Genomic DNA, 23,044 nt, shown 5'->3' with positions numbered 1-23,044 from the left:
TCATTATTTCTTAGGATAATATTTATCTTTCAGATTCATAAAATAGGTTTCGGACTCTTTAAAACTATTGCTCTTCATGAATTTGATCACTACATTCAAATAAGCTTCCGATGGGATAAAGTCTGCTCCCATTTTTTCGGAAAACTTTTTATAATCTTCTTCAAGAAGTTGGGGATTTTTAGCAAGTTGCTTTATATCCGTCCTGAAGCCTTTAAATATGAATTTTAAAGCCTCATAATTCCCTGGATAAGAAACAGTTCCGTGGGTTTCTCCTTCAAAAAAACTATGTTTATAGTTCAGAGATCCGTTCTTTTCTATGATCCCTTTAAACTCTTCAATTGCCTGCGTCATATCGGAATTCCAGTTTTTCTGCTGTTCTTCATTATCTGCCTGGGAAACATATAAGGATTTCTTTGCCGGAAACTTTTTATTCTTTTCTAAATAGTCTTTTGATCTTGAAATCATAATTTTGTTATCCCACCATAAGCTCGGGTCATTAGCAACATAGGCATTGAAATAATCAGGATGTGAAAGAAATGTATTGATAGCAAATAATCCTCCGAAAGAATGACCTACCAACACAGAATAGTCCTGAGTTCTGTAGTTTTTATTGATGAATGGTTTCAGCTCTTCCTGCATAAATTTTACAAAATTTTCACTTCCTCCGCTGTCTGCAAAAAGAATAATATCTGTATTTACCGGGCTTTTCTTCTGAGCTTTCGTTGGCGTAAGATCTCTTGTTCTTTCTGTATTTTTAATTCCTACTACAATACATTCCGGAATATCGGCATACGGAGTTCTGGCAATGAAATCCGCTAATCCTGAATAATATTCAAAATTGATTTCTCCGTCTAAGAGATAGATCACCGGATATCTTGCAGGATTGATGGCATTATCGTTATAGGTTTTAGGCAGATGAACCCAAATTTCCCTGTTTTCGTTTAAAACTTTTGAAAATAAGTTTTGCTTCTCTCCTATTGTCAGTTTTTCCTGAGCTTTTCCTACTATGAAAAGTAAAAATAAGGGAAGATATATAATTTTAAACCAGCTGTTCATGGTGTGAATCTTTTCTGTGTTGATGAATGTTTTTAATTTCTTTATTCTTTTTTGGCGATTTGTTTCTTCTGCCCCACCAGATCAGGAATCCGGTAATCGGGAGACTTGTACAGATAATTCCGATAATGAAGGTGAATATTTTACCGAACATTCCGCCCCAATATCCTACATGAAGATCAAAATTCATATGCTCTATCACTTCATGCATCTGAACTTCTTTAGGATAATCAATTTCCTTTCCTGTGTATTTATCCGTTTCCATGCTTTTTCCGTTGACAAGGCTTTTTAAGCCAATAAACTGAGCTGCAACCACATGATAGACTGTTGCTGAATCATTTCTTGGAATACTCATTCTGAACTGTTTCGCCTCTGGAAATTCCTTGAATTTTTCGTCTACAAAATCAGCATAGGTTAAAGCTTTTTTCTCAGGATCAAATTTTGGCTCATACTTTTCTGCAATGGTATGAGCATCTACAGCTCCACCAAAAGCCTGCTGGGTAAGATTGGTTAAGACCTCATACGCCATAATCAGTCCTGTAATGGTAATAAACACTGCCGGAAGCAATGAATAAAAGCCAAATACATTATGAAAATCGTAGTTTTTCCTACGCCATTTTGTTCCGGATTTGATTTTAAAAGCTGTTGTTCTTGTTGTTTTGTTCCATTTTTTAGGCCACCAAAGGATCAATCCGCTGATAAGCTGGACAAAAAAGATGATAGACGCAATTCCGACTACGGTTTTTCCGAACTTCCCTGCCAGCAGCTGGGCATGAATATGGGCTACAACATAAAAAAATTCATAGCTTTTTGTAGAACCGATGACTTTTCCGGTGTAAGGATCAAGGTAATGATAGGCAAATACTCCTCTTGGGCCACGACCTTTCTTCTTTGGTTTTTCTGCTTTATCTGCGTTTTTGTCTTTAGGCGGCTTCGTTGCCGATGCTACTCTAAAGCTCCTGTCTGCTTCTTTATAAGTATCAAAATAGAATGCTTTTCTGTCCGGAACCTGTTGATGAAACCGGGCAAGCAATTCTTCAGGTGTCATTTTTTTAGCATGAGCCGGTGCCTGAACGTATTTAGCATTTCCGCCGCACAGGTCTATGATTTCGTCACAAAAGACAAATACAGTCCCCGAAAGTGTAACTGTAAGCACAATGATTCCTGAAACCAGTCCGAGCCAAAGATGCAGCCAGCCAGTGATTCTTTTGGTAAGGGATTTCCCCTGCCTTTTTTTAGGATTAGTTTTTTTATTCTCCATATCTGTTTTCATCTACTCAAGAATGTAATTGTAGAAAATGCAAAGGCGCAATACAATTTATAACGGCATGTTTGTAAAGTGAAAAGAGTTATTCCTTGCTGCCATTTACTTTAGCATATTTGAAGGCATCAGAAATAGGTATGTATTATAAATCAAACACTTGCACCTTTGCGGTTTTCATCCTTATATTTTCGTTGAGATTATTTTCTGTTTTTTCAGGTATTAAAATTTAAATGCAAAATTGGCAAGGATTTCTCTTGGTTTCTGTGGTTGTCCGTAGAAGTTCCAATAGTTTTCATTCAAAGCATTATTCATTTTCAGACCGATTCTGTATTTTTTCTTGTCATAGAAAATTGTAGCACTTACCGTTGTATAAGGAGGGGCAAGAAAAAATGATTTACAATGTTGATATATGTTTGGTCTACAAAATTAAATCCGGCTCCGAAACCAAGTCCTTCATAAGCTCCATCCATAATTTTGTAGCTTGTCCATAGGTTAGCTACATGTTTTGGGGTCCAGGCGATTCTTTTTCCGCTGTCTTTGCTTCGATCATCATATTTGTTATCGTTATATCCATATCCGGCAACGATATTCCATCCTCTGAAAGGGTTGGCAATGATACCTATTTCCAGTCCCTGACTTTTGATATTACCATCCTGCATACTTCCTATTCCACCCGGATCCGCAACCAGTCTGTTTTTTACATTAATATTATAATAGCTCACCGTTGTCAGTAATTTTTTATGGAAAAGATCTACTTTAAAACCTGTTTCAATCTGATTTCCCTGTTCCGGATCCCATTTTGTCAAAACACCGACTTCATTCAGTGACGGAGCGTAGTTTTTAAATCCATTCACATAATTGGCGAAGAATGAGATCTGATCTTTTACAATTTCATAAACCAATCCGAACTTTGGTGAAAACTGTGTCTGGCTGTAGCCTGTAGCTTTATTTTCCGGATATCCATTCTTGGTTGAAACCTCTACACCGTTTACCACTGTATCATCATTTTTATAGCTGTCTACTCTCAAACTGGCCATTACCAGTAAGTTATCTGTGATATTCAACACATCAGAGATATAACCACTAATCGTTCTGAATGTTGTAATATCCGATTCTGTGGATTTTCTCTCCTTATTCATGAATTTGTTTCTTGAGATAGGATCCCACGCTGAAGAGCTGTCGAGATTCACTTTGTCATAAGGCATGAAAACATTGCTGTATCCGTTGGCTTCATAGTATGGGAATTGATATTTTGTTCTTTGCTGGAAATAATCTATTCCTACAACCAAGCGGTTTCTTAGGCCTCCTATTTTAAAATCTCCTGTAAAATTCTGCTGGATATTATCTGTCGTCACTTTAAAGCTGTCGAAAGGACGGATCATTCTTTCTACCTGATTGTTATTCAAATATTTAAGAACCAAAAAGATAGATTCATTTTCATTGGCTTCACCTCTTTGGTAAGATGTTCTTGAGGTCCATTGATCATTGAGTTTATGAGTCACCTCAGCCATCGTTACAAAGTTTGTTCTTTTGGAACCGATATCATTACTTGTAAATGCTCTTTTATAGGCAACTTCCAGATCTTTCATTGAATGCAAGGTCAGTTTTTCTGAGTTTCTTACGTAAGCATTCAATGTTTTGTCTGGTGCGTGGAACTCGGTATCAAGTGTTACTGTGGTTTTGTCGCTTACTTTATACAAAACACTTCCTGAGAAGAACAAACCTTTGTTATAGCCTGCATCCTGAAAAGAATCCTGAGAATACGCTGCAACATTGAATCTAGCCAATGCTGTTTTTTCTTTATTCAATGGAGTATTCACATCTGCTGTAATTCTGTTCATTCCCCAGCTTCCGGTAGTATAATTGATAATTCCTCCGAAATTTTCCTGTGGCTTTTTAGTGACTATATTCACCACACCTCCGTAGTTGGCTAAAGTTCCTCCGAATAAGGTTCCGGATGGCCCTTTAATTACTTCTACTCTTTCAATATTAGCAATCTCAGACTGTACTCTTGGGTTTTGGATCAGTCCGTTTCTGAAACTTGCATTGGAACTGAATCCCCTCATGAAAATATCATTCCCGCTGTCGTTTACACTGTTGCTTACAACCACTCCTGGAGCAGAAGCCATTGCTGTGTTGAAATCCATTGCTCCCATTTCACTGATGATTTCTTTGGGAACAAGGTTATAAACAGTAGGATTTTCAAGGTTTTCCAGAGGAAGTCTTGCTATGGATTCAGATTTTTTGGTTCTGTAGTTATGGGTTCCCTGAAGGGATACGGACTGGATTTCAGCCACTTTAATAGTATCCGTTTCCTGGGCCCTCAGCATACTTACGGCTAATAGAACTGCAGAAATAATAGTTTTTTTCATTTTTATAATTAAGTTAGTTCCGCAAAATTATCTTATTTTTATTAATTCTAAATAAAAATATGACACAAATCATAAAACTTACTTAATGAAATAGCCCATTAATAGAGAGTTTTATTAAAATCTGAAATGATATTACTATTGATTATTTCCTTTGAAAATAGTATTCTGTGTAATTGGAATTTAGATTTTTCTTATATTAATACCTTTAATGAATCTATTCTTAATTATAAATTTCAACAATGAGCAACAATATCCAAGAGAACATTCAGCAATTTCTTCAGTTTCTTTCGGAGAGAAATCTTACAGAATTGATCAACCTATTTTCTGACACAGTAGACTGGTATATACCTGGAGATGAGCAAAAAGCGCCCTGGCTTGGAGAACGGAAGAACAAACAGGAAATATCTGATTTTTTTGAACTATTATGGAAAAATACAGAACCCGTTTCTGCTAAAATTGACCACATCTTCAACGATGATGAAAATGTAGTTATTACAGGAGAATTTGCGACAAAAATGCTTGTAACGGGTAATATTGTAGAGTCTTTATTCTGTATTCAGATGCGTATTCATAATGATAAAATTATACGCTACAGACTATTGGAAGATAGTTTAGCTGTGTCAAAGGCTTTAGATAGGTAATTAAGAACTATCTAGTTTATTGATAGTAAATGAGATTCTTCCTGCGTCAGAATGATATTTCTGTTAAGGTTTAAAACTATTTTTTATATCACGGCAGATGCTATCATCGACATATAATAATTGGCACAATGCAGTGCATTAATTAAAACAATTTCTCTTTCCGGAAAGCTTTCAAACGCATCAGATGTTGTAATCTGGTATTCGTAATTCAGGGAAGCCCATTTCAGATTGGGCTTTATAATCATCAGCTCAACTCCTTCCTGATCTGTAAGGACAAATGATTCTTTAAAGATGCCTCTGTGCTTAAAAAGATAGCCACTCTTCACGCCATCAAAATAAGTCTGCACCACAATTTCCCCATTCCAGTTCATCCTGAATTTCAAAAGAACTCTTTCATGATCTTTGAGCTCAATGGTAGTCCCCCAAAACCCTTTTGGTTCCACCTGATAAGTCTGACCATCCGCAATTTCAATGACAGCATTAAATTTAAACCAACTTGTATAAATAAGTTTTCCAATTAATTTTTCTTCTCTTGTAACTTCAAAAGATAAAGAATTGCTTGATTTTGCGTAATATTCTGCCATGGTTATATTTTGATTTGGTGGAATTTTTATTAGTTTTTTAAATAATAATAACAGCTTGAATTTTAACGCTCTAATTTATAAATAATTCGGTAAACATAAATGCATTTTTAAGATGGTGTGATAAAAATGATTGATAATTAGTTGAGAGTTATGCTTTTTCAATCAAGTTTTTCATAATAATGATTCGAATCCGCACTTAGAACAATCTTAGGTTTTTCAAAAATCCCATTTAAAAAATAGGTTTTATAAGCAGCTGACTGACCAAAATCTGTATAATGAAGTTCTATTTCAGGATTTATTCCATTATCTAATTTATATGTCCCAATCCCGTAAAATTTACTTTTAAACGTATTATCTTTATATAAAACTAAAGTATCAGCGGTATGAGGAGCTTCCACACAGCAAATTGGCTTATCAAAATTCATGTTAATATATTTTCCATAGATATTTTGCTTTCTTAATGGAAAATTGATATTGAGAATAAATATAACTCCCAATACAAAAGTGAATGCAAAATTTTTTTTTTTCATAAAATAATTGATAATGCCACGATATTCTTAATCGAAATATTTACTGACCTAAATTATAAAATTTATAGAAAAAACCTCATAGATTTCAGAAATCTATGAGGTTTGAATTGTTTTCAGATCAATTTTATTCAATCTTTGTAAGTGTCATTGTTTCATCATGATCTATACTTTCAGGCCGTTTCCCATTCATGTTGATCAGCATAAGGAATTTTGAATCGTTAACCGGAACTATAATTCCTAGCAGTCTTCCTTTTTCCTGATTATCTTTTACTGCAATAAAATCAATTTCAATTGGTGTTTTATCCATATCAATTTTATATTTTAGTTCTCCCTTTTGTCCATTATTAGGACCTCCGTGGATGATAAAATTCTTGCCGTCAATTTCTTCTCCGTTAATTGTAATGGATACATATCCATCTTTTGTAAAGCCTGCTTTGCCTTTACTCTTCCAGTAATCAATGGATTCCCAGTTTCCGACAATATTAAACTCGGATTTTTGAGCTTTGGCCTGAAAACCAATAATAAGTATAAACGCTATTACGCTTTTTAGAAAAGCCCGTTGTATTTTCAAATAAAAATTCATAGTCAACTTTTAATTAATTTTATAAACATAATCCTTACTGATATATCTGTTTTTATTTATTAATTCTGAAGGATAAAAAATGGTTCCATTAATCTCAACACTCTTAATCCTATATCTCCAGCTTCCATTATGGCTTTTGTAAATTTTTGTTGTTGAATTTGGATAAAGCTCAAGAACAATGGAAGAATCTTTTATTTCTATTTTTTCAAGAGACTTTGGATTTTTGATTTTATAGAAAGACCGAGGTGACAATATTCCACTTTCATAATTAAATGCAAAGCTGTCGGCTTCATTATCAATTGCTTTTGAGATGGGATAACTGTAATTGATCTTAATTATTTTTTTGGAGTCAGTCAGGTTTTGAATATAGAAATCAGTTATCCAGGAACATCCTGAAAGCACTGCTACGAAAATACAACATAGAAATCCTATCGTAATTGATTTTATACTCATTGTACTGGAGTTTAAATGGCTTTTGCAAAAGTAAACAGAATCCTTTATTTTTTCTGGATTAATTGATAAAAAAATCCCACAAGAAAACTTGTGGGATTTTAATATTTATTCTAGTTCGAAATTACATCGTCTCCATTTTGAAACTCATACTTTCGATTACTTTTAAGATGGCCTCTACAGTATCCATTGAAGTTAAACAAGGAACACCGTTTTCCACACTCATTCTTCTGATCTGGAATCCGTCTCTTTCAGCCTGCTTACCTTTTGTAGTAGTGTTTACAACATACTGAACTTTTCCTTTCTGGATCAGGTCGATAAGATTTACACTTTCTTCTCCTATTTTGTATCCTATTTTGCAAGGAATTCCTTTTTCTCCGAAGAATTTCGCTGTACCTTCCGTAGCCCAGATTCTGAATCCTACTTCATGGAATCTTGCTGCAAGCGCTGCTGCTTCTTCTTTGTGCTTATCTGCTACTGTAAAAAGGATAGATCCGTGCATAGGAACTTTTCTTCCTGCTGCAACCAATCCTTTATAAAGCGCTTTTTCAAGGGTCGTATCTTTCCCCATAACTTCTCCTGTAGACTTCATTTCAGGGCCTAAAGAGATATCAACTTTCGTTAGTTTAGAGAAAGAGAATACCGGTACTTTTACAAATACTCCTTCTTTGTTTGGTACCAATCCGTTTTTGTATCCTAAATCTTTCAGTTTCTGTCCCAGGATTGCCTTTGTTGCAAGGTTAGCCATTGGAACTTCTGTGATTTTGGATAAGAAAGGAACTGTTCTTGAAGAACGAGGGTTTACTTCGATTACGTATACATTTCCTTCGAAAAGAACGTACTGGATGTTCATTAATCCGATAACCTTCAATCCTTTTGCCAGTCTTTGTGTATAGTCTACCAAAGTATCAATTTCGCTTTGGGAGATATTTTGCGGCGGATACACTGCGATAGAGTCTCCGGAGTGAACTCCTGCTCTTTCGATGTGTTCCATAATTCCAGGAATCACTACAGTTTCACCGTCACAGATGGCATCTACTTCAATCTCCTTTCCTACCATGTACTTGTCTACCAATACAGGGTGTTCCGGGCTTGCTTCAACTGCATTTTCCATGTAGTGAGCCAATTCTGCTTCTGCATATACAATTTCCATCGCTCTACCTCCAAGAACGTAGCTTGGACGTACTAATACCGGGTAACCGATCTCGTTAGCAATTTCTATAGCTTCTTCTTTCGAAGTTGAAGTTCTTCCTTTTGGTTGAGGAATTCCAAGTTCCTGAAGTGCTTTTTCAAATTTATCTCTGTTTTCGGCTCTGTCAAGATCTTCTAATGAAGTTCCTAAGATCTGTACTCCATGAGAGGCTAATTTATCTGCAAGGTTGATCGCAGTCTGCCCTCCGAACTGTACTACCACTCCTTTTGGCTTTTCAAGCTCGATGATGTTCATTACATCTTCTTCTGTAAGCGGCTCAAAGTATAATTTGTCAGAGATTGAGAAGTCTGTAGAAACCGTTTCAGGGTTGTTGTTGATAATAATGGCTTCGTAACCCATTTCTTTGATCGCCCATACTGAGTGAACAGTTGCGTAATCAAATTCAACTCCCTGTCCGATTCTGATAGGTCCTGAACCTAGTACGATGATTTTTTCTTTGTCTGAAACAACACTTTCATTCTCTTCTTCGTAAGTTCCGTAGAAATAAGGGGTTTCACTTTCAAATTCAGCCGCACAAGTGTCTACCATTTTGTAAACCGGCATGATTCCATTTTCTTTTCTGAAGTTGAAAATCTCACGTTCTTTTACATCCCAAAGAACTGCGATATTGATATCTGCGAAACCTAATTTCTTAGCTTCAATTAATGTTTCTTTATCAAATTTGTTGGCAGCGATTACTTTTTCAAAATCAACTAACTTTTTCAGTTTCCAGATAAAGAACTTGTCGATTTTGCTCCATTCTACGATCTGTTCCCAGTCGTATCCTCTTCTTAAAGCATCTCCGATGATGAATAATCTCTCATCATCACATACTCTGATTCTTCTTTCGATTTCTTCAGCAGTAAGTGCCTCAGCCTGTTTTGTTTTTAATCCTAAATGCTTGATTCCTGTTTCTAATGAACGGATGGCTTTCTGTAAAGATTCTTCAAGGTTTCTTCCGATAGCCATTACTTCACCTGTCGCTTTCATCTGAGTAGAAAGTCTTCTGTCTGCAGTTTCAAATTTATCGAATGGGAATCTTGGGAATTTTGTTACTACGTAGTCAAGAGCCGGCTCAAAACATGCATATGTTTTTCCTGTTACCGGGTTCATGATCTCATCAAGCGTTAATCCTACAGCAATCTTTGCAGCAATCTTTGCAATCGGGTATCCTGTTGCCTTACTTGCTAAAGCTGATGAACGGGAAACTCTCGGGTTTACCTCAATGATATAATATTCAAATGAATGCGGATCTAAAGCCAGCTGTACGTTACATCCTCCTTCAATTCCTAAAGCTCTGATGATCTTTAATGAAGCATTTCTCAATAACTGATACTCTCTGTCTGAAAGGGTCTGAGAAGGTGCTACTACGATAGAGTCTCCTGTGTGAACTCCTACCGGGTCTATATTTTCCATGTTACAAACCACAATGGCGTTGTCGTTTGCATCACGCATTACTTCGTATTCAATTTCTTTGAAACCAGCGATTGATTTTTCAATCAAACATTGGGTAACTGGGCTGTGCTTTAATCCTAATTCGGCAATTTCTTTCAATTCAACTTCTGTGGAAGCAATACCTCCTCCTGTTCCTCCCATTGTAAAGGCAGGACGAACAATTACAGGATAACCGATTTCATCTGCGAAAGCAAGTGCTCCTTCTACCGTATTTACGATATCAGATTCCGGAACCGGCTCGTTCAATTCTCTCATCAGCTCACGGAAAAGGTCTCTGTCTTCCGCTCTGTTGATTGCAGAAAGCTTTGTTCCCAATACTTCCACTTTGCATTCTTCAAGAATTCCTGATTTTTCCAATTCTACCGCCATATTCAGACCTGTCTGGCCTCCTAGTGTCGGTAATAATGCATCAGGACGTTCTTTTCTGATGATGTGGCTTACAAACTGTAATGAAATCGGCTCGATATATACCTTATCCGCGATTTCCACATCTGTCATAATTGTTGCAGGATTTGAATTGATCAAAATTACCTTGTAGCCTTCTTCTTTCAGAGACAGACAAGCCTGCGTTCCTGCGTAATCAAATTCAGCTGCCTGACCGATGATGATAGGTCCTGAACCGATTACTAAAATTGTTTTTATATCGTTTCTTTTCATAGGGGTTTAAAATGTAACAATTTATCAATCTAACAGTGTAACAATGTTACTGTCCGTTTTCATTTGATAAACTTGTGCTTAAAATTTTATAAATAATCTTTCCAATTTCTATAATCTGTGTTTCCAAGTTTTCATTAATGGATAACTTTGAGAATGTTTACACAGATATAACCAATATTTTGTTTCTTCAAGCTCTTTAGCAGCAATTTTAATTTTATTCACAAAATCTTTTTTACTGTAGGGATTTTGTGCTTCAAAAGAATTTGCGCCAATACTTGTTCCAGAACGTAATAATTGTTTAGCAATAATAAATTTCTTTTTACTTTCCAATAATTCACAGAACTCTATAATATCTAATGAGAACTTAACGGTTTTTTCAATTAAAGGATTGTTTTCGAAATTGATCATTTTAATTATTGTTAAACTGGTACATTTTTAAATTGGTACATTAGATCAATGAACTCATCAAACAGGTAGTTTGCATCTTCCGGGCCAGGGCTCGCTTCAGGGTGATACTGCACAGAGAAACAAGGGTGGATTTTGTGTCTTAATCCTTCGTTGGTTCTGTCGTTTAATGCAATATGAGTTTCGATAAGATCTGTTCCTTTTAAACTTTCCTGATCTACCGCATATCCGTGGTTCTGAGAAGTAATGGCTACTGTATTTTTCTCTAAATCCAATACCGGGTGGTTTCCTCCTCTGTGTCCGAATTTCAGCTTGAAAGTTTTTGCTCCACAAGCAAGGCCAATTAACTGGTGTCCTAAACAGATTCCGAAGATTGGAACTTTTCCTAATAATCCTCTGATCATATCTAAAGCGTGTGGTACATCTTCCGGGTCACCAGGACCGTTTGACAGCATGATTCCGTCCGGATTCATCAATAAGATTTCTTCTGCCGTTGTATCATGAGAAACCACAATGATATCACAGTTTCTTTGAGACAGTTCTCTGATAATTCCCAATTTTGCACCGAAGTCTACCAATACTACTTTGAAACCTCTGTTAGGGTTAGCATAAGGTGTTTTTGTTGAAACCTCTTCTACCTGATTGGTTGGGAAATTTGTTGATTTCAATTCAGAAGCTACTGCCGCGTCATCCGCATCAGCGTTTACAATTTTTCCTTTTACTACTCCAGAGTTACGAAGAATTCTTGTCAGTCTTCTTGTGTCAATTCCTGAAATTCCTGAAAGGTTTTTCTTTTTAAATAATTCATCTAAAGTAATCTGAGTACGGAAATTGGAAGGAAGATCGCAAAGTTCTTTTACGATAAGCCCTTTGATTGCCGGCTCAATACTTTCATAATCATCACGGTTAATACCATAATTTCCGATAAGCGGATAGGTCATACAAACTATCTGACCACAATACGACGGGTCAGAAATCAATTCCTGATATCCTGTCATTCCGGTATTGAAAACTACTTCTCCTGCAGTTTCCAACTCTGCTCCGAAACCTTCTCCATGAAACACTTCACCGGACTCCAGTATTAATTTTTTCTTCATTTTTAAAAATTAGATTTTCTATTATTTTTTTGTACAATGTATTCACGTACTAATGTATTCATGAATACTTTTTACATTTTATTTTTTACAACTTATTTAAAGGTAAACCCTTTTTCTTCCAACGCTTCTTTCAAAATGGCCATTCTGGCGAAAACACCGTTTTCCATTTGTTTGAAGATTCTTGATCTTTCACATTCTACAAGATCTGAATCTATTTCCACTCCTCTGTTGATGGGTGCTGGGTGCATAATGACTGCTCCTTTTTTCATGGCTTTCTCTCTTTCTTTGGTCAGTCCATATCTTTTATGGTATTCTGAAGCGGTAAAACTCATGGCGGCATCGTGTCTTTCATGCTGTATTCTCAATAACATCAGAACATCTACTTCAGCAATCAGCTCATCTACTGAAAGATAGGTCCCGTTGATCAAAGCTCCTTCATCAAACCATTGTTCGGGTCCTGAAAAGTATACTTTAGCACCTAATCTTCTTAATGCCTCTGCATTTGAATTGGCAACACGGCTGTGTTTTACATCGCCTACAATTCCTACTTTTAATCCTTCAAACTTTCCGAATTCCTGATAGATGGTCATCAGATCCAGCATACATTGTGAAGGATGGTTTCCTGTTCCGTCTCCTCCATTGATTACAGGAATCTTAATATTTTTCAGTTCTTCAAAGTATCTGTCTTTCTTATCGCGGATTACCACAAGATTTACTCCTATACTTTCAATGGTTTTTACTGTATCATAAAGGCTTTCCCCTTTGTTTACCGAACTGTGTGATGCATCAAACGGAACTACCTGAAGTCCCAGTTTTCTTTCTGCAAGATCAAAACTTGTTTTCGTTCTTGTACTGTCTTCGAAGAAAAGGTTTGAGCAAAAAACTTCTCCTTCAATTTTAGCAGTTTTACCGTTCGCAAAAGCCAGCGCTTCTGTCAGTATACTGTTGATTCTCTCGGTGCTTAGTTCTGTAATCGTAAACATAATTCTTATTTTTGGGCATAAAAAAAGCGAAGACAACAATCTTCGCTAATAACAATAAATATCGTAAAGGGCGCTTTCGCCCGGTAAATCTAATGATATAAATGCTTTTTTATTCATTAGGTGCAAAGATACAACAATTTTATGAACCCACAAAAACAAAGTTTAAAATAAATTAAAAACCTCAGTATTTCCTTATTCTCATTTAAAATTAATATTTTTGTTACAACTCAAATTATTTTATGGATTTAAAAGACAAAATGATTCTCAGCATTATTCAGGAAGACTCTACATTATCGGTTAAAGAAATTTCCGAAAAGATTGGTCTTACCTTTACTCCTACGTATGAGCGAATCAAACAATTGGAGAAACATGGGATCATTCAGAAATATGTAGGACTTTTAAACCGTGAAAAACTGGGGCTAAATATTGTAGTCTACTGTAATGTCCGTCTTAAAGAACAATCCAAGAAAGTATTGGAGACTTTTGAGGGGCACATCGGAAAATATGATGAAGTACAGGAAATCATCAGCCTTTCCGGAGAGTATGACTACATGCTAAAGATCATTGCCAAAGACATTAATTCTTATAATGAATTTGCCGTGAATGTTATTTCAAACATTCCTAACATCGGGCAATACCACAGTTCTATTGTACTTCATGAAGTGAAAAAATCTACCAAGTTTAAAATTGATCTGGAATAAATTCTTTTAATTAAACCATTAAGAGCTTTTAAGAGGTGAAAGATAATTAAGGAATTCGCAAGCGAATTTTAAAACTATACAGCTAAAAAACGCAGATTTTCTTAACTTACCTTACAGTCTTCATCTACCTTAATGCTTCGGTTTATCAATCATCAAATTCAAAGAGCAGAGTAAAATCCAACCATTAAGATCACTTAAGCAGATAAGATTTATAAGATTAAGGCTTTCACAACGAAAAGACAGCAGGCTAAAATAATTTTAGAAATTCCACTGATTTTTTGCTTAAATTTTTGATGACCTTAATGGCTTAGATTCTAACCCAATAATTTATTTTTCAGTTTATTGAACTGATATTCTATTTTATCCAGACAGAGGTTTCCGATACTTCCCTGGTGGGTATGTTCCAAATTTCCAGGTTCAAACTCAAACGCATTGTTCTCAATCTCCTGCCCTACTTTCACATAAGCATCACGAAATGAGCTTCCGCTTTTCACTTCTTCATTAATCTTTTCTACGCTGAAAAGGTATTTATATTTTTCATCTTCCAGAATTCCGTCTTTTACCTGAATATTGGGTAAAGTATAGCTTAAGATTTCCAGACATTCCTTTAAAGAATCTATCGCAGGGAAAAGAATTTCCTTGGTCAATTGTACATCTCTGTGATATCCTGAAGGCAGATTACTTGTCAGAAGAATCAGTTCGTTTGGAAGTGACTGGATTCTGTTACACCGTGCACGAACCAGCTCAAAGATATCCGGATTCTTTTTATGAGGCATGATACTGCTTCCTGTTGTAAATTCCTTTGGAAAACTGATAAAATCAAAATTCTGGCTCAGATACAGACAAACATCATAAGCAAACTTACCAAGTGTTCCGGCTAAAGTAGCCATTGCCATTGATAACATTTTTTCCGACTTTCCACGGGTCATCTGAGCATACACCGAGTTATAATTCATCGACTGGAAGCCCAGATTATACGTGGTGCTTTCACGATTGATCGGAAACGAAGAACCATAACCAGCTGCAGACCCCAGTGGGTTTTTATTAATGATATTCTTTACTGAAAACAACATTTCCACATCATCTAAAAGCGCTTCTGCATAAGCTCCAAACCACAATCCGAATGATGAAGGCATCGCAATCTGCAAATGGGTATATCCTGGAAGTAAAACATTCTTATGCTGATCTGCCAGTTGAATTAAAATCTGGAAAAACTCGTCTGTAAGAGCAGTTATTTCACGGATCTCATCCAGTAAGTATAATTTTATATCCAGTAAAACCTGATCATTTCTTGATCTTGCTGTATGGATTTTCTTTCCTGTATCGCCTAATTCTTCAATGAGAATAGCTTCTACCTGAGAATGGATATCCTCAGCATCTTTATCAATTTCAAAACTACCATCTTCAATTTTATTTAAAATAGTATTCAAAACAAACAACATCTGTTCTGATTCTTCCTGAGTGATAATTCCGGTTTCTGCCAGCATTTTGCAATGTGCCATAGAACCTTTAACGTCATATTTGGCTAAACGCTCGTCAAAGTCAAGATCTTTCCCGACTGTAAATTGATTGACTAATATATTGGTGGCAAGGTCATCCTTCTGCCATATTTTTTTCATGATACAATTTGATTTAAAACATTTGTTGGTTTTGACATGCCCGGCAAGGCAATCCTTATTACTATTAACTATAAAAAAACATTTCCTTATCCAAAGCTTTCATTTCTAATTTTCTTTTTGCATAAATCTTATTAAAAACTAAACTTCACTGCCTGCCGGGCGGAGTCAAAACATATATTGTGCTGGAAGCCTCAAGCTGGAGACTGGAAGCTAATAACATACTGTAATAACTTCCCTCTTCCTACACCCATCTTCCATTTTTATAACACTTTTTCTAAAATTCTGATGTAGATTTCTATTCCTTCTTCTATTTCGTGGATATAGATAAATTCATCTGCAGTGTGAGAGCGCCTACTGTCTCCAGGGCCCAATTTTACCGATGTGCATGGAATAATCGCCTGATCTGAAGAGGTGGGCGAACCATACGTTGTCCTTCCAATTTCAATCCCCGCTTTTACAAACGGATGATCCATTTCAATCTTTGAAGAATTCAGTCTGAATGATCTCGCCGTTAAAGTAGATTTCATCTGAGACTGGATGATTTCAAATGCTTCCTGATTAGAATACTCATCTGTCACCCTCACATCCAGCGTAAAATTGCACGATTCCGGAACGACGTTATGCTGTACTCCTGCATGAATTCCTGATAAAGTAACTTTAACTTCTCCCAGATATTCTGAAACCTTTGGAAATTTAAAGTCTAAAATATTCTGCAGATCCTGCAAACATTTTATAATTGAGTTATCATTATTAGGATGAGCAGCATGAGAAGGAGTACCTTTCATTTCTCCATCAATCACAAGAAGTCCTTTTTCTGCAATCGCCAGATTCATCTGCGTGGGTTCTCCTACAATGGCGAGTTCTACGTTGGGCAGCTGCGGAAACAGAGCTTCAATTCCGTCAAATCCTGAGATCTCCTCCTCTGCCGTCAAAGCAATAACTAAATTATATTTTAAATCTTCTTTATCATAAAAATGTAAAAAAACCTGCGCCATAGAAACCAAAGAAGCTCCGGCATCATTACTTCCCAATCCAAACAGTTTACCGTCTTTTTCAATAGGAACGAAAGGATCCAGCGTATAAGCTTTATTAGGTTTTACCGTATCATGATGGGTATTCAGCAAAACGGAAGGTTTAAAAACATCAAAATGTTTGTTCACCGCCCAGATATTGTTTTTAAAACGTTTGGTAGGAATCTGGTGTTTTTTGAAAAAATTCTCAATTTCTACCGATGTATTAAACTCATCTTTACTGAATGAAGGAATCTCAATCAAATTTTTAAGCAATCCGACCGCATTATTCAATAGCTCTTCTTTATTATAAACAGATTTCAGTTCCTGCATGATGATTTTCTATATGGTTTTTCAATTCTGTTTCTTTGATCAGAAACACTTTATCTACATTATTTTTTATGGCTCCCAGAGCATTTTCAAGTTTGGGTAAAATCCCTTTGTGAAGCTTTCCTTCTTCTTTTAATACAGTAAAATCTTCTTCAGTAACACTTTTGATTACTGATTCAGGATCGTTCACATCTTCTAAAACTCCTTCTTTATCAAAACAATACAATAATTCAACTTCATATTTCTCTGAAAGAGCCTGTGCCATTACAGATGCAATGGTATCTGCATTGGTATTGAAAAGATTTCCTTTTCTATCATGGGTGATTGCTGAAAACACAGGAACAAGATCCAGCTTGATCAGTTTTGAAACCAGCTTCCTGTTCACACTTTTCTTATTGATATCTCCAACAAATCCAAAATCGATTTCAGGATGTACTCTTTTTTTAGCTTTGATTAAGTTTCCATCAGCTCCGGAAAAACCTATGGCATTGCATTTCTTATGCTGCAGCTTCTCAACAATATTTTTATTGATTCCTCCCGCATACACCATCGTTACAATATCCAGAGTTTCTTTATCCGTGATCCTCCTTCCGTTGATCATTTTCTGCTCAATGCCCAGCTTATCAGCCAGCGTTGTAGCCAATTTGCCTCCACCATGTACAAGGATCTTCTTTTCCTGAATTTCAGAAAATTGTTCTAAAAATTGAGTTAATAATTCCTCATCATCAATTAAAGCTCCGCCAATTTTTATGATGTATAACTTTTCTTTCATTTGTAAACTTTTTGAGATCCTTACCTCTTCTATCCTTGTCAAGATTTTGAACCTTGATAAGGGTCATTATTTGGCTTTTAATTCATCTAAAATTTCACTGAACACAGCCTGTGCAGAGAAAATACGGTTTTTGGCCTGCTGGTAGATGATAGAATGGTCTCCATCCATTACCTCGTCACTCAGCTCCACATTACGGCGAACCGGAAGACAATGCATTACTTTTGCATTATTGGTATTGGCTAATTTTTCGTTGGTAAGCATCCAGTCACCTTTTACTTCAGGCATTGCTGCATAATCATCAAAAGAAGACCAGTTTTTTACATAAATAAAATCTGCATCCTTTAAAGCTTCGTCCTGATCATGGATTACTTTCACATCTTTTGTAAAGTTTTTATCCAGATCATATCCCTCAGGGTTTGCAATGACTAACTCCACATCCATTTCCTGCATCCATTCTGCAAAAGAGTTTCCAACTGCATGAGCGATAGGCTTGATATGCGGCGCCCAGGTCAACACGACTTTTGGTTTATGATCTTTTTTCCAGTTTTCTGTAATCGTGATACAGTCTGCTAAGCTTTGTAGCGGGTGACGCGTGGCAGATTCCAATGAAATAACAGGTACTTTTGCATGCTTTTCAAACTGGCTTAAAATGCTTTCATTCACATCGTCTTCTTTGCTTTTCATTCCCGCAAAACAACGTACCGCAATGATATCGCAATATTGGTTTAAAACTTCAATTGCATCTTTGATATGTTCCACTGTATCACCGTTCATGACAGCTCCATCAGCAAATTCAAGATTCCAGGCTTCCTGTGCAGCATTTAATGTCAAAATATTCAAACCAAGATTTTGTGCTGCAATCTGACTGCTCAGACGGGTTCTCAGGCTTGAGTTTAAAAATACAAGTCCAATTGTTTTTCCCTTTCCTTTTTCTGTTTCAGTAAGGGGGTCTGCTTTTATCTGTAAAGCTTTTTTTATGATTTCCTGTAAGTTTTCTACATCACTTACAGAGGTAAATTTTTTCATTTGAATTAATTTTAAAGATTTTGTTTTTAAATCCCTTAGATATTCCCCAACACCACTTTCAAAGCGCTGATGAAAAGATCTGTTTCCTCTTTTTTGATATTCAGTGCCGGAAGAATCCTAAGTACTGTTTTATCATTCGAGTTTCCTGTGAAAATATGATGACCGAACAGTAATTCTTTCCTTACTTCCGAACAGTCTCTATCGAGTTCTATTCCGATCATCAATCCTTTCCTTCGAATGGATTTAATATGTGGTAAATCTTTAATTTCATTTTCAATATACCCGCCCATCTGCCGAGCATTTTCAATAAGATTTTCATCTTTCATGACATCAAGTACAGCAATTGAAGCTGCACAAGCCAAGTGATTTCCTCCAAATGTAGTTCCTAGCAAACCATTGCTTGCCTGGAATTTAGGATGGATCAAAACTCCACCCACAGGAAATCCGTTCCCCATTCCTTTTGCTGTAGTAATAATATCTGCCTCTACACCAAATTCCTGATGGGCAAAGAAATATCCGCTTCTTCCATATCCGGACTGCACTTCATCCAAAATAAGAACAGCATCATATTTTTTGCACAGTTCTTTGATTTTAGATAAAAATTCAGGCGTTGGAATCATAATTCCTCCTACTCCCTGAATTCCTTCAATGATTACCGATGAAATTTCACTTCCAAATTTCTCAAAGGTTTCTTCAAGCTGTTGTACATCATTCCATTCTGATTTGATGAATCTTTCGGAAAAGTTAACCGGTGCAACAATTTTTGGATTATCAGTTACCGAAACTGCTGCGGAAGTTCTTCCATGAAATGAACCTGAAAAATAAAGCACTTTGCTTTTTCCGTTATGAAAAGAAGCCAGTTTCAAAGCATTTTCATTGGCTTCAGCTCCAGAATTACATAAGAAAAGGTTGTAATCTTCATATCCCGAAAGCTTTCCTAATTTTTCAGCCAATTCTGTCTGCAATTCATTCTGAACAGAGTTGGAATAGAAAGATATTTTTTCCAGCTGATCCTTTAATTTGTTTTGATAATAGGGATGGTTATGCCCAATGGAAATAACAGCATGACCTCCGTAAAAATCAAGATATTGTTCTCCTTTATCATCCCAAAGAAAAGATCCCTGAGCTTTTACCGGATTTATGTTGAATAATGGATATACGTTGAATAAATTCATTTTTTTGTTTTTTATTTTTCTTTTGTCTTGAAACAAAAGAAACAAAAGTTCAAGACCTGGAAACTTCCGCTAAAAATTAGTTCTATTCTCTAAAAATTCTAAAACTTGTGCGAAATCCAAATGGGTTCTTCGGTTTTATATTTTCCTCGCACTTCGAACAGTAGAATTTTCTTAACGTTCATAGAATTAATTTTCTTAACGCTCTTTTTCCTAAGTCAGATTTACTTCTTATTTAAAATTCTCAATTAATTATTGTCAATTTAAAAGGCTATCGGTTTCAGGTTTAATCCTGCATTTTCTTCCCAGTTCATAGCCAGATTCATATTCTGGACTGCCTGTCCTGAAGCACCTTTTAACAAATTGTCAATCGCTGAGTGAATAACTACCACATTTCCACTCTTCTCTATCTGAATCACACAGCGATTGGTATTGACAACCTGCTTTAAATCAATTGCCCTGCTACTTACCGTAACGAAAGGCTCCTCCGCATAAAAATCCTGATACCATTGTTCTATTTCCTCCAGCTCAAAATCCGTCTTCATGGTGGAACTTGTAAAAATTCCTCTTGCAAAATCTCCTCTCCATGGAACAAAATTCAAGTTTACTTCTTTATTATTAAATGAAATCAGCTGCTGCAAAATCTCATCTACATGCTGATGAGTTAATGTTTTATATGCTGATACATTATCATTTCTCCAGGTAAAATGAGTTGTCGCCTGCAAAGACTGTCCGGCTCCTGTAGAACCTGTAATCCCTGTAGTAAAAACTTCACTTAATGCTCCTTTTTCTGCTAATGGCAATAAGGCCAATTGAATGGCTGTTGCAAAACATCCCGGGTTCGCAATGCTTTTTGCACCTGCCAGTTGTTTTTTATTGATTTCCGGTAATCCGTAGATAAAATCTCTGTTTCCGAAATCCCCTTCTAAACGGAAGTCGTTTCCAAGATCTATAACCAGCGTTTCATCTTTGACAGGATTCTGAGTTAACCAGTTTTGACTTTCCTTATGGGGAAGACACAGAAAAAGAATGTCTGCGTCTTCAGGTTTATCGGTCAAAACCATTTCACAAACTGTCGTTAAATCCGGGTACAGATCCGAAATTCTTGTTCCCGAATTCGAACGACTATATAAAAAACTCAATGTCACATGGGGATGAAAAGCCAGTAAGCGTATCAGCTCACTTCCTGTATAACCGTTGGCACCAATTATTCCTACTGTTTTCTTCATTTTGATTCTGGCAGAATTTTATTCTGTCTTTCATTAATCGTCCCTTCGGAACTAATTGATATTTTGGTTAATCTGGTGGTATATATTTAAAGAATTGCTTACAATCTTTGTATAACCTTTCACGTCATCTCCCGTCCATGCTCTGTTGGCTTCTCCATAGCTTCCGAATTTATCAGACATCAGGTCATGATCAGATTCAATTCCATTAAGAATAAATCTGTATGGATGAAGAGTCACAAATACTTTTCCGCTTACTGTTTTCTGAGAATCCGTAAGGAAAGATTCAATATTTCTCATGACAGGATCTAAGAAAAGTGCTTCATGAAGCCAGTTTCCATACCAATCGGATAGCTGTGATTTCATCATTTGCTGATATTTTGAAAGGGTATGCTTTTCTAATAAATGGTGTGCTTTGATGATTACCGATGCGGCGGCAGCTTCAAACCCTACTCGTCCTTTAATCCCCACAATCGTATCACCTACGTGAATATCACGGCCAATTCCATATGCTGAAGCCAATTCTTCTATTTTTTGAATAGCATATACTGAATGCTCAAAGCTTTCTCCATTTACTGCTACTACTTCTCCGTTTTTAAACTCGATCTCCAGTTCTGAAGGCTGAGTTTCTTTGATTTGAGACGGAAAAGCTTCTTCCGGAAGATAATTTCTTGATGTCAATGTTTCTTTTCCTCCTACTGAAGTTCCCCAAAGTCCTTTATTTACGGAATATTGAGCTTTTTGGAATTCCATTTCATAACCGTGGCCTTTCAAAAACTCGATTTCTTCTTCACGGGACAAAGCCATATCGCGGATTGGCGTAATAATCTCAATATTCGGACACATTACCTGGAAAATCAAATCAAAACGAACCTGATCGTTTCCAGCTCCTGTACTTCCGTGAGCAATAGCATCTGCATGTACCTCAATTGCATATTTTGCAATTTCCTGCGCCTGAATAGTACGCTCAGCACTTACAGAAAGAGGATAAGTATTATTTTTCAATACATTCCCGAAAATCAAGTATTTCACACATGAATTATAATAATCTTCCTGAGCGTCTACACACTTGTATTCTTTTACCCCAAGGTTTAAAGCTTTTCTCTCCAACTCTTTTTCTTCTTCTTTTGAAAAACCTCCGGTATTTACAGTAACTGCATATACATCATATCCTAGTGTTTCACTAAGATATTTAGCACAGTAGGAAGTATCTAAACCTCCGCTAAACGCTAAGATGACTTTCTTTTTCATCTGGACTTTTTTTATTATTATTAATGGTCACATGGAATTCATCAATTTTTTTTTGAATCATTCCATCATATTTACTTTCAGGCAGATTATGTACTACCTCATCTTTTTTTTTATCATTTTCAGGAACAAATAACATGGCTGTACACAGACAGTTTTTACGTTCCTTCATCATTAAAATCTCATAGTTCACACAGTTCTTGCATCCGTTCCAGAATTCCTCATCCTGAGTAAGTTCAGAATAGATTACCGGTTTATAGCCTAAATCGCTATTGATTTTCATCACTGCCAACCCTGTTGTTAATCCAAATACCTTCGCATCTGGATATTTATCTCTAGATAATTGGAAAACCCTCTGCTTGATTTGAGTTGCTACCCCTCCGTTCCTGAACTTCGGCGACACGATCAGCCCTGAATTAGCCACGAACTTCCCATGTGACCAGGTCTCTATATAACAGAAACCTACCCACTCACCGTTTTCAGTGGCTACCACAGCATTGCCTTCTGAAATCTTCTTGCTCAAATATTCTATAGAACGTTTTGCGATACCCGTTCCTCTGCGCTGTGCAGAATCGTACATTTCCTGCTGTATTTCACTCACATACATTAGATGTTCGCATGAGGAAATTTCTATTTCCATTTATTTATCTAATTTTTTTGGCAAATTTAAAATA

At 36.2% G+C, this 23,044-nt stretch carries 21 protein-coding genes; 2 read left to right on the top strand and 19 right to left on the bottom strand.

Going from position 1 to position 23,044, the window contains the following annotated elements; genetic code table 11:
- Positions 1–3: 3 nt before the first annotated feature.
- The 3 genes from KIK00_RS00555 to KIK00_RS00545 form a co-directional block, all read right to left on the bottom strand.
- Positions 4–1,056, bottom strand: coding sequence for an alpha/beta hydrolase (locus KIK00_RS00555; RefSeq protein ID WP_255814631.1), 1,053 nt, complete (start codon positions 1,054–1,056; stop codon positions 4–6).
- Positions 1,040–2,314 carry a PepSY domain-containing protein gene (locus KIK00_RS00550; RefSeq protein WP_255814630.1) on the bottom strand — a complete coding sequence of 425 codons (1,275 nt, stop codon included), beginning with the start codon at positions 2,312–2,314 and terminating at the stop codon, positions 1,040–1,042. The genes KIK00_RS00555 and KIK00_RS00550 overlap by 17 nt, the downstream gene beginning before the upstream one ends.
- Before the next feature lie 362 nt (positions 2,315–2,676).
- Entirely contained in the window at positions 2,677–4,689 is a 2,013-nt protein-coding gene (locus KIK00_RS00545) for a TonB-dependent siderophore receptor (protein WP_255814629.1), read from the bottom strand.
- 239 nt (positions 4,690–4,928) lie between these two features.
- Here KIK00_RS00545 and KIK00_RS00540 point away from each other — a divergent pair, with 239 nt between their 5' ends.
- The gene (locus KIK00_RS00540; RefSeq protein WP_255814628.1) at positions 4,929–5,330 is read left to right on the top strand and encodes a nuclear transport factor 2 family protein; all 402 of its coding nucleotides are present in this window, start codon (positions 4,929–4,931) and stop codon (positions 5,328–5,330) included.
- Positions 5,331–5,413: 83 nt separating this feature from the next.
- Here KIK00_RS00540 and KIK00_RS00535 read toward each other — a convergent pair whose 3' ends face one another.
- The 8 genes from KIK00_RS00535 to KIK00_RS00500 form a co-directional block, all read right to left on the bottom strand.
- The gene (locus KIK00_RS00535; RefSeq protein ID WP_255814627.1) at positions 5,414–5,914 is read right to left on the bottom strand and encodes a hypothetical protein; all 501 of its coding nucleotides are present in this window, start codon (positions 5,912–5,914) and stop codon (positions 5,414–5,416) included.
- A gap of 158 nt (positions 5,915–6,072) precedes the next feature.
- Positions 6,073–6,444, bottom strand: coding sequence for a hypothetical protein (locus tag KIK00_RS00530; RefSeq protein WP_255814626.1), 372 nt, complete (start codon positions 6,442–6,444; stop codon positions 6,073–6,075).
- 124 nt (positions 6,445–6,568) lie between these two features.
- Positions 6,569–7,027, bottom strand: coding sequence for a hypothetical protein (locus KIK00_RS00525; protein ID WP_255814625.1), 459 nt, complete (start codon positions 7,025–7,027; stop codon positions 6,569–6,571).
- A 9-nt stretch (positions 7,028–7,036) separates the two neighbouring features.
- Positions 7,037–7,480: a hypothetical protein gene (locus KIK00_RS00520; RefSeq protein WP_255814624.1), complete on the bottom strand. Its 444-nt coding sequence runs from the start codon at positions 7,478–7,480 to the stop codon at positions 7,037–7,039.
- A 121-nt stretch (positions 7,481–7,601) separates the two neighbouring features.
- Positions 7,602–10,781 carry a carbamoyl-phosphate synthase large subunit gene (gene carB, locus KIK00_RS00515; protein ID WP_255814623.1) on the bottom strand — a complete coding sequence of 1,060 codons (3,180 nt, stop codon included), beginning with the start codon at positions 10,779–10,781 and terminating at the stop codon, positions 7,602–7,604.
- Between the two features lie 108 nt (positions 10,782–10,889).
- Entirely contained in the window at positions 10,890–11,189 is a 300-nt protein-coding gene (locus KIK00_RS00510) for a four helix bundle protein (protein WP_370647727.1), read from the bottom strand.
- Between the two features lie 11 nt (positions 11,190–11,200).
- Complete coding sequence (locus KIK00_RS00505) at positions 11,201–12,283, bottom strand: carbamoyl phosphate synthase small subunit (RefSeq protein WP_255814622.1); 1,083 nt, start codon at positions 12,281–12,283, stop codon at positions 11,201–11,203.
- A gap of 92 nt (positions 12,284–12,375) precedes the next feature.
- Complete coding sequence (locus KIK00_RS00500; RefSeq protein ID WP_047376748.1) at positions 12,376–13,266, bottom strand: aspartate carbamoyltransferase catalytic subunit; 891 nt, start codon at positions 13,264–13,266, stop codon at positions 12,376–12,378.
- Between the two features lie 239 nt (positions 13,267–13,505).
- Here KIK00_RS00500 and KIK00_RS00495 point away from each other — a divergent pair, with 239 nt between their 5' ends.
- Complete coding sequence (locus KIK00_RS00495) at positions 13,506–13,967, top strand: Lrp/AsnC family transcriptional regulator (RefSeq protein WP_255814621.1); 462 nt, start codon at positions 13,506–13,508, stop codon at positions 13,965–13,967.
- Positions 13,968–14,281: 314 nt separating this feature from the next.
- On the opposite strand, the gene argH is transcribed toward KIK00_RS00495, so the two are convergent.
- From argH to KIK00_RS00455, 8 genes are all read right to left on the bottom strand, one after another.
- Positions 14,282–15,586: an argininosuccinate lyase gene (gene argH / locus KIK00_RS00490; RefSeq protein WP_255814620.1), complete on the bottom strand. Its 1,305-nt coding sequence runs from the start codon at positions 15,584–15,586 to the stop codon at positions 14,282–14,284.
- A 260-nt stretch (positions 15,587–15,846) separates the two neighbouring features.
- Positions 15,847–16,929, bottom strand: coding sequence for a M20 family metallo-hydrolase (locus KIK00_RS00485; RefSeq protein WP_255814619.1), 1,083 nt, complete (start codon positions 16,927–16,929; stop codon positions 15,847–15,849).
- Positions 16,904–17,698 (bottom strand): acetylglutamate kinase, encoded by a 795-nt coding sequence (gene argB / locus KIK00_RS00480; RefSeq protein ID WP_255814618.1) that lies wholly within the window; start codon positions 17,696–17,698, stop codon positions 16,904–16,906. The genes KIK00_RS00485 and argB overlap by 26 nt, the downstream gene beginning before the upstream one ends.
- A gap of 66 nt (positions 17,699–17,764) precedes the next feature.
- Positions 17,765–18,724 carry an N-acetylornithine carbamoyltransferase gene (locus KIK00_RS00475; protein WP_255814617.1) on the bottom strand — a complete coding sequence of 320 codons (960 nt, stop codon included), beginning with the start codon at positions 18,722–18,724 and terminating at the stop codon, positions 17,765–17,767.
- Between the two features lie 35 nt (positions 18,725–18,759).
- Positions 18,760–19,899, bottom strand: a complete 1,140-nt coding sequence (locus KIK00_RS00470; protein WP_255814616.1) for an aspartate aminotransferase family protein — start codon at positions 19,897–19,899, stop codon at positions 18,760–18,762.
- A gap of 260 nt (positions 19,900–20,159) precedes the next feature.
- Positions 20,160–21,125: an N-acetyl-gamma-glutamyl-phosphate reductase gene (argC, locus tag KIK00_RS00465; RefSeq protein WP_255814615.1), complete on the bottom strand. Its 966-nt coding sequence runs from the start codon at positions 21,123–21,125 to the stop codon at positions 20,160–20,162.
- Between the two features lie 51 nt (positions 21,126–21,176).
- On the bottom strand, positions 21,177–22,373 hold the full coding sequence (locus KIK00_RS00460; RefSeq protein WP_255814614.1) for an argininosuccinate synthase: 1,197 nt from the start codon (positions 22,371–22,373) through the stop codon (positions 21,177–21,179).
- The gene (locus KIK00_RS00455; protein ID WP_255814613.1) at positions 22,345–23,010 is read right to left on the bottom strand and encodes a GNAT family N-acetyltransferase; all 666 of its coding nucleotides are present in this window, start codon (positions 23,008–23,010) and stop codon (positions 22,345–22,347) included. The genes KIK00_RS00460 and KIK00_RS00455 overlap by 29 nt, the downstream gene beginning before the upstream one ends.
- Between the last annotated feature and the right edge of the window lie 34 nt (positions 23,011–23,044).

Origin of the sequence: Chryseobacterium sp. MA9 (assembly GCF_024399315.1) — a bacterium.
Taxonomy (GTDB): Bacteria; Bacteroidota; Bacteroidia; order Flavobacteriales; family Weeksellaceae; genus Chryseobacterium.
This window is presented reverse-complemented; position numbering and strand designations above follow the sequence as displayed.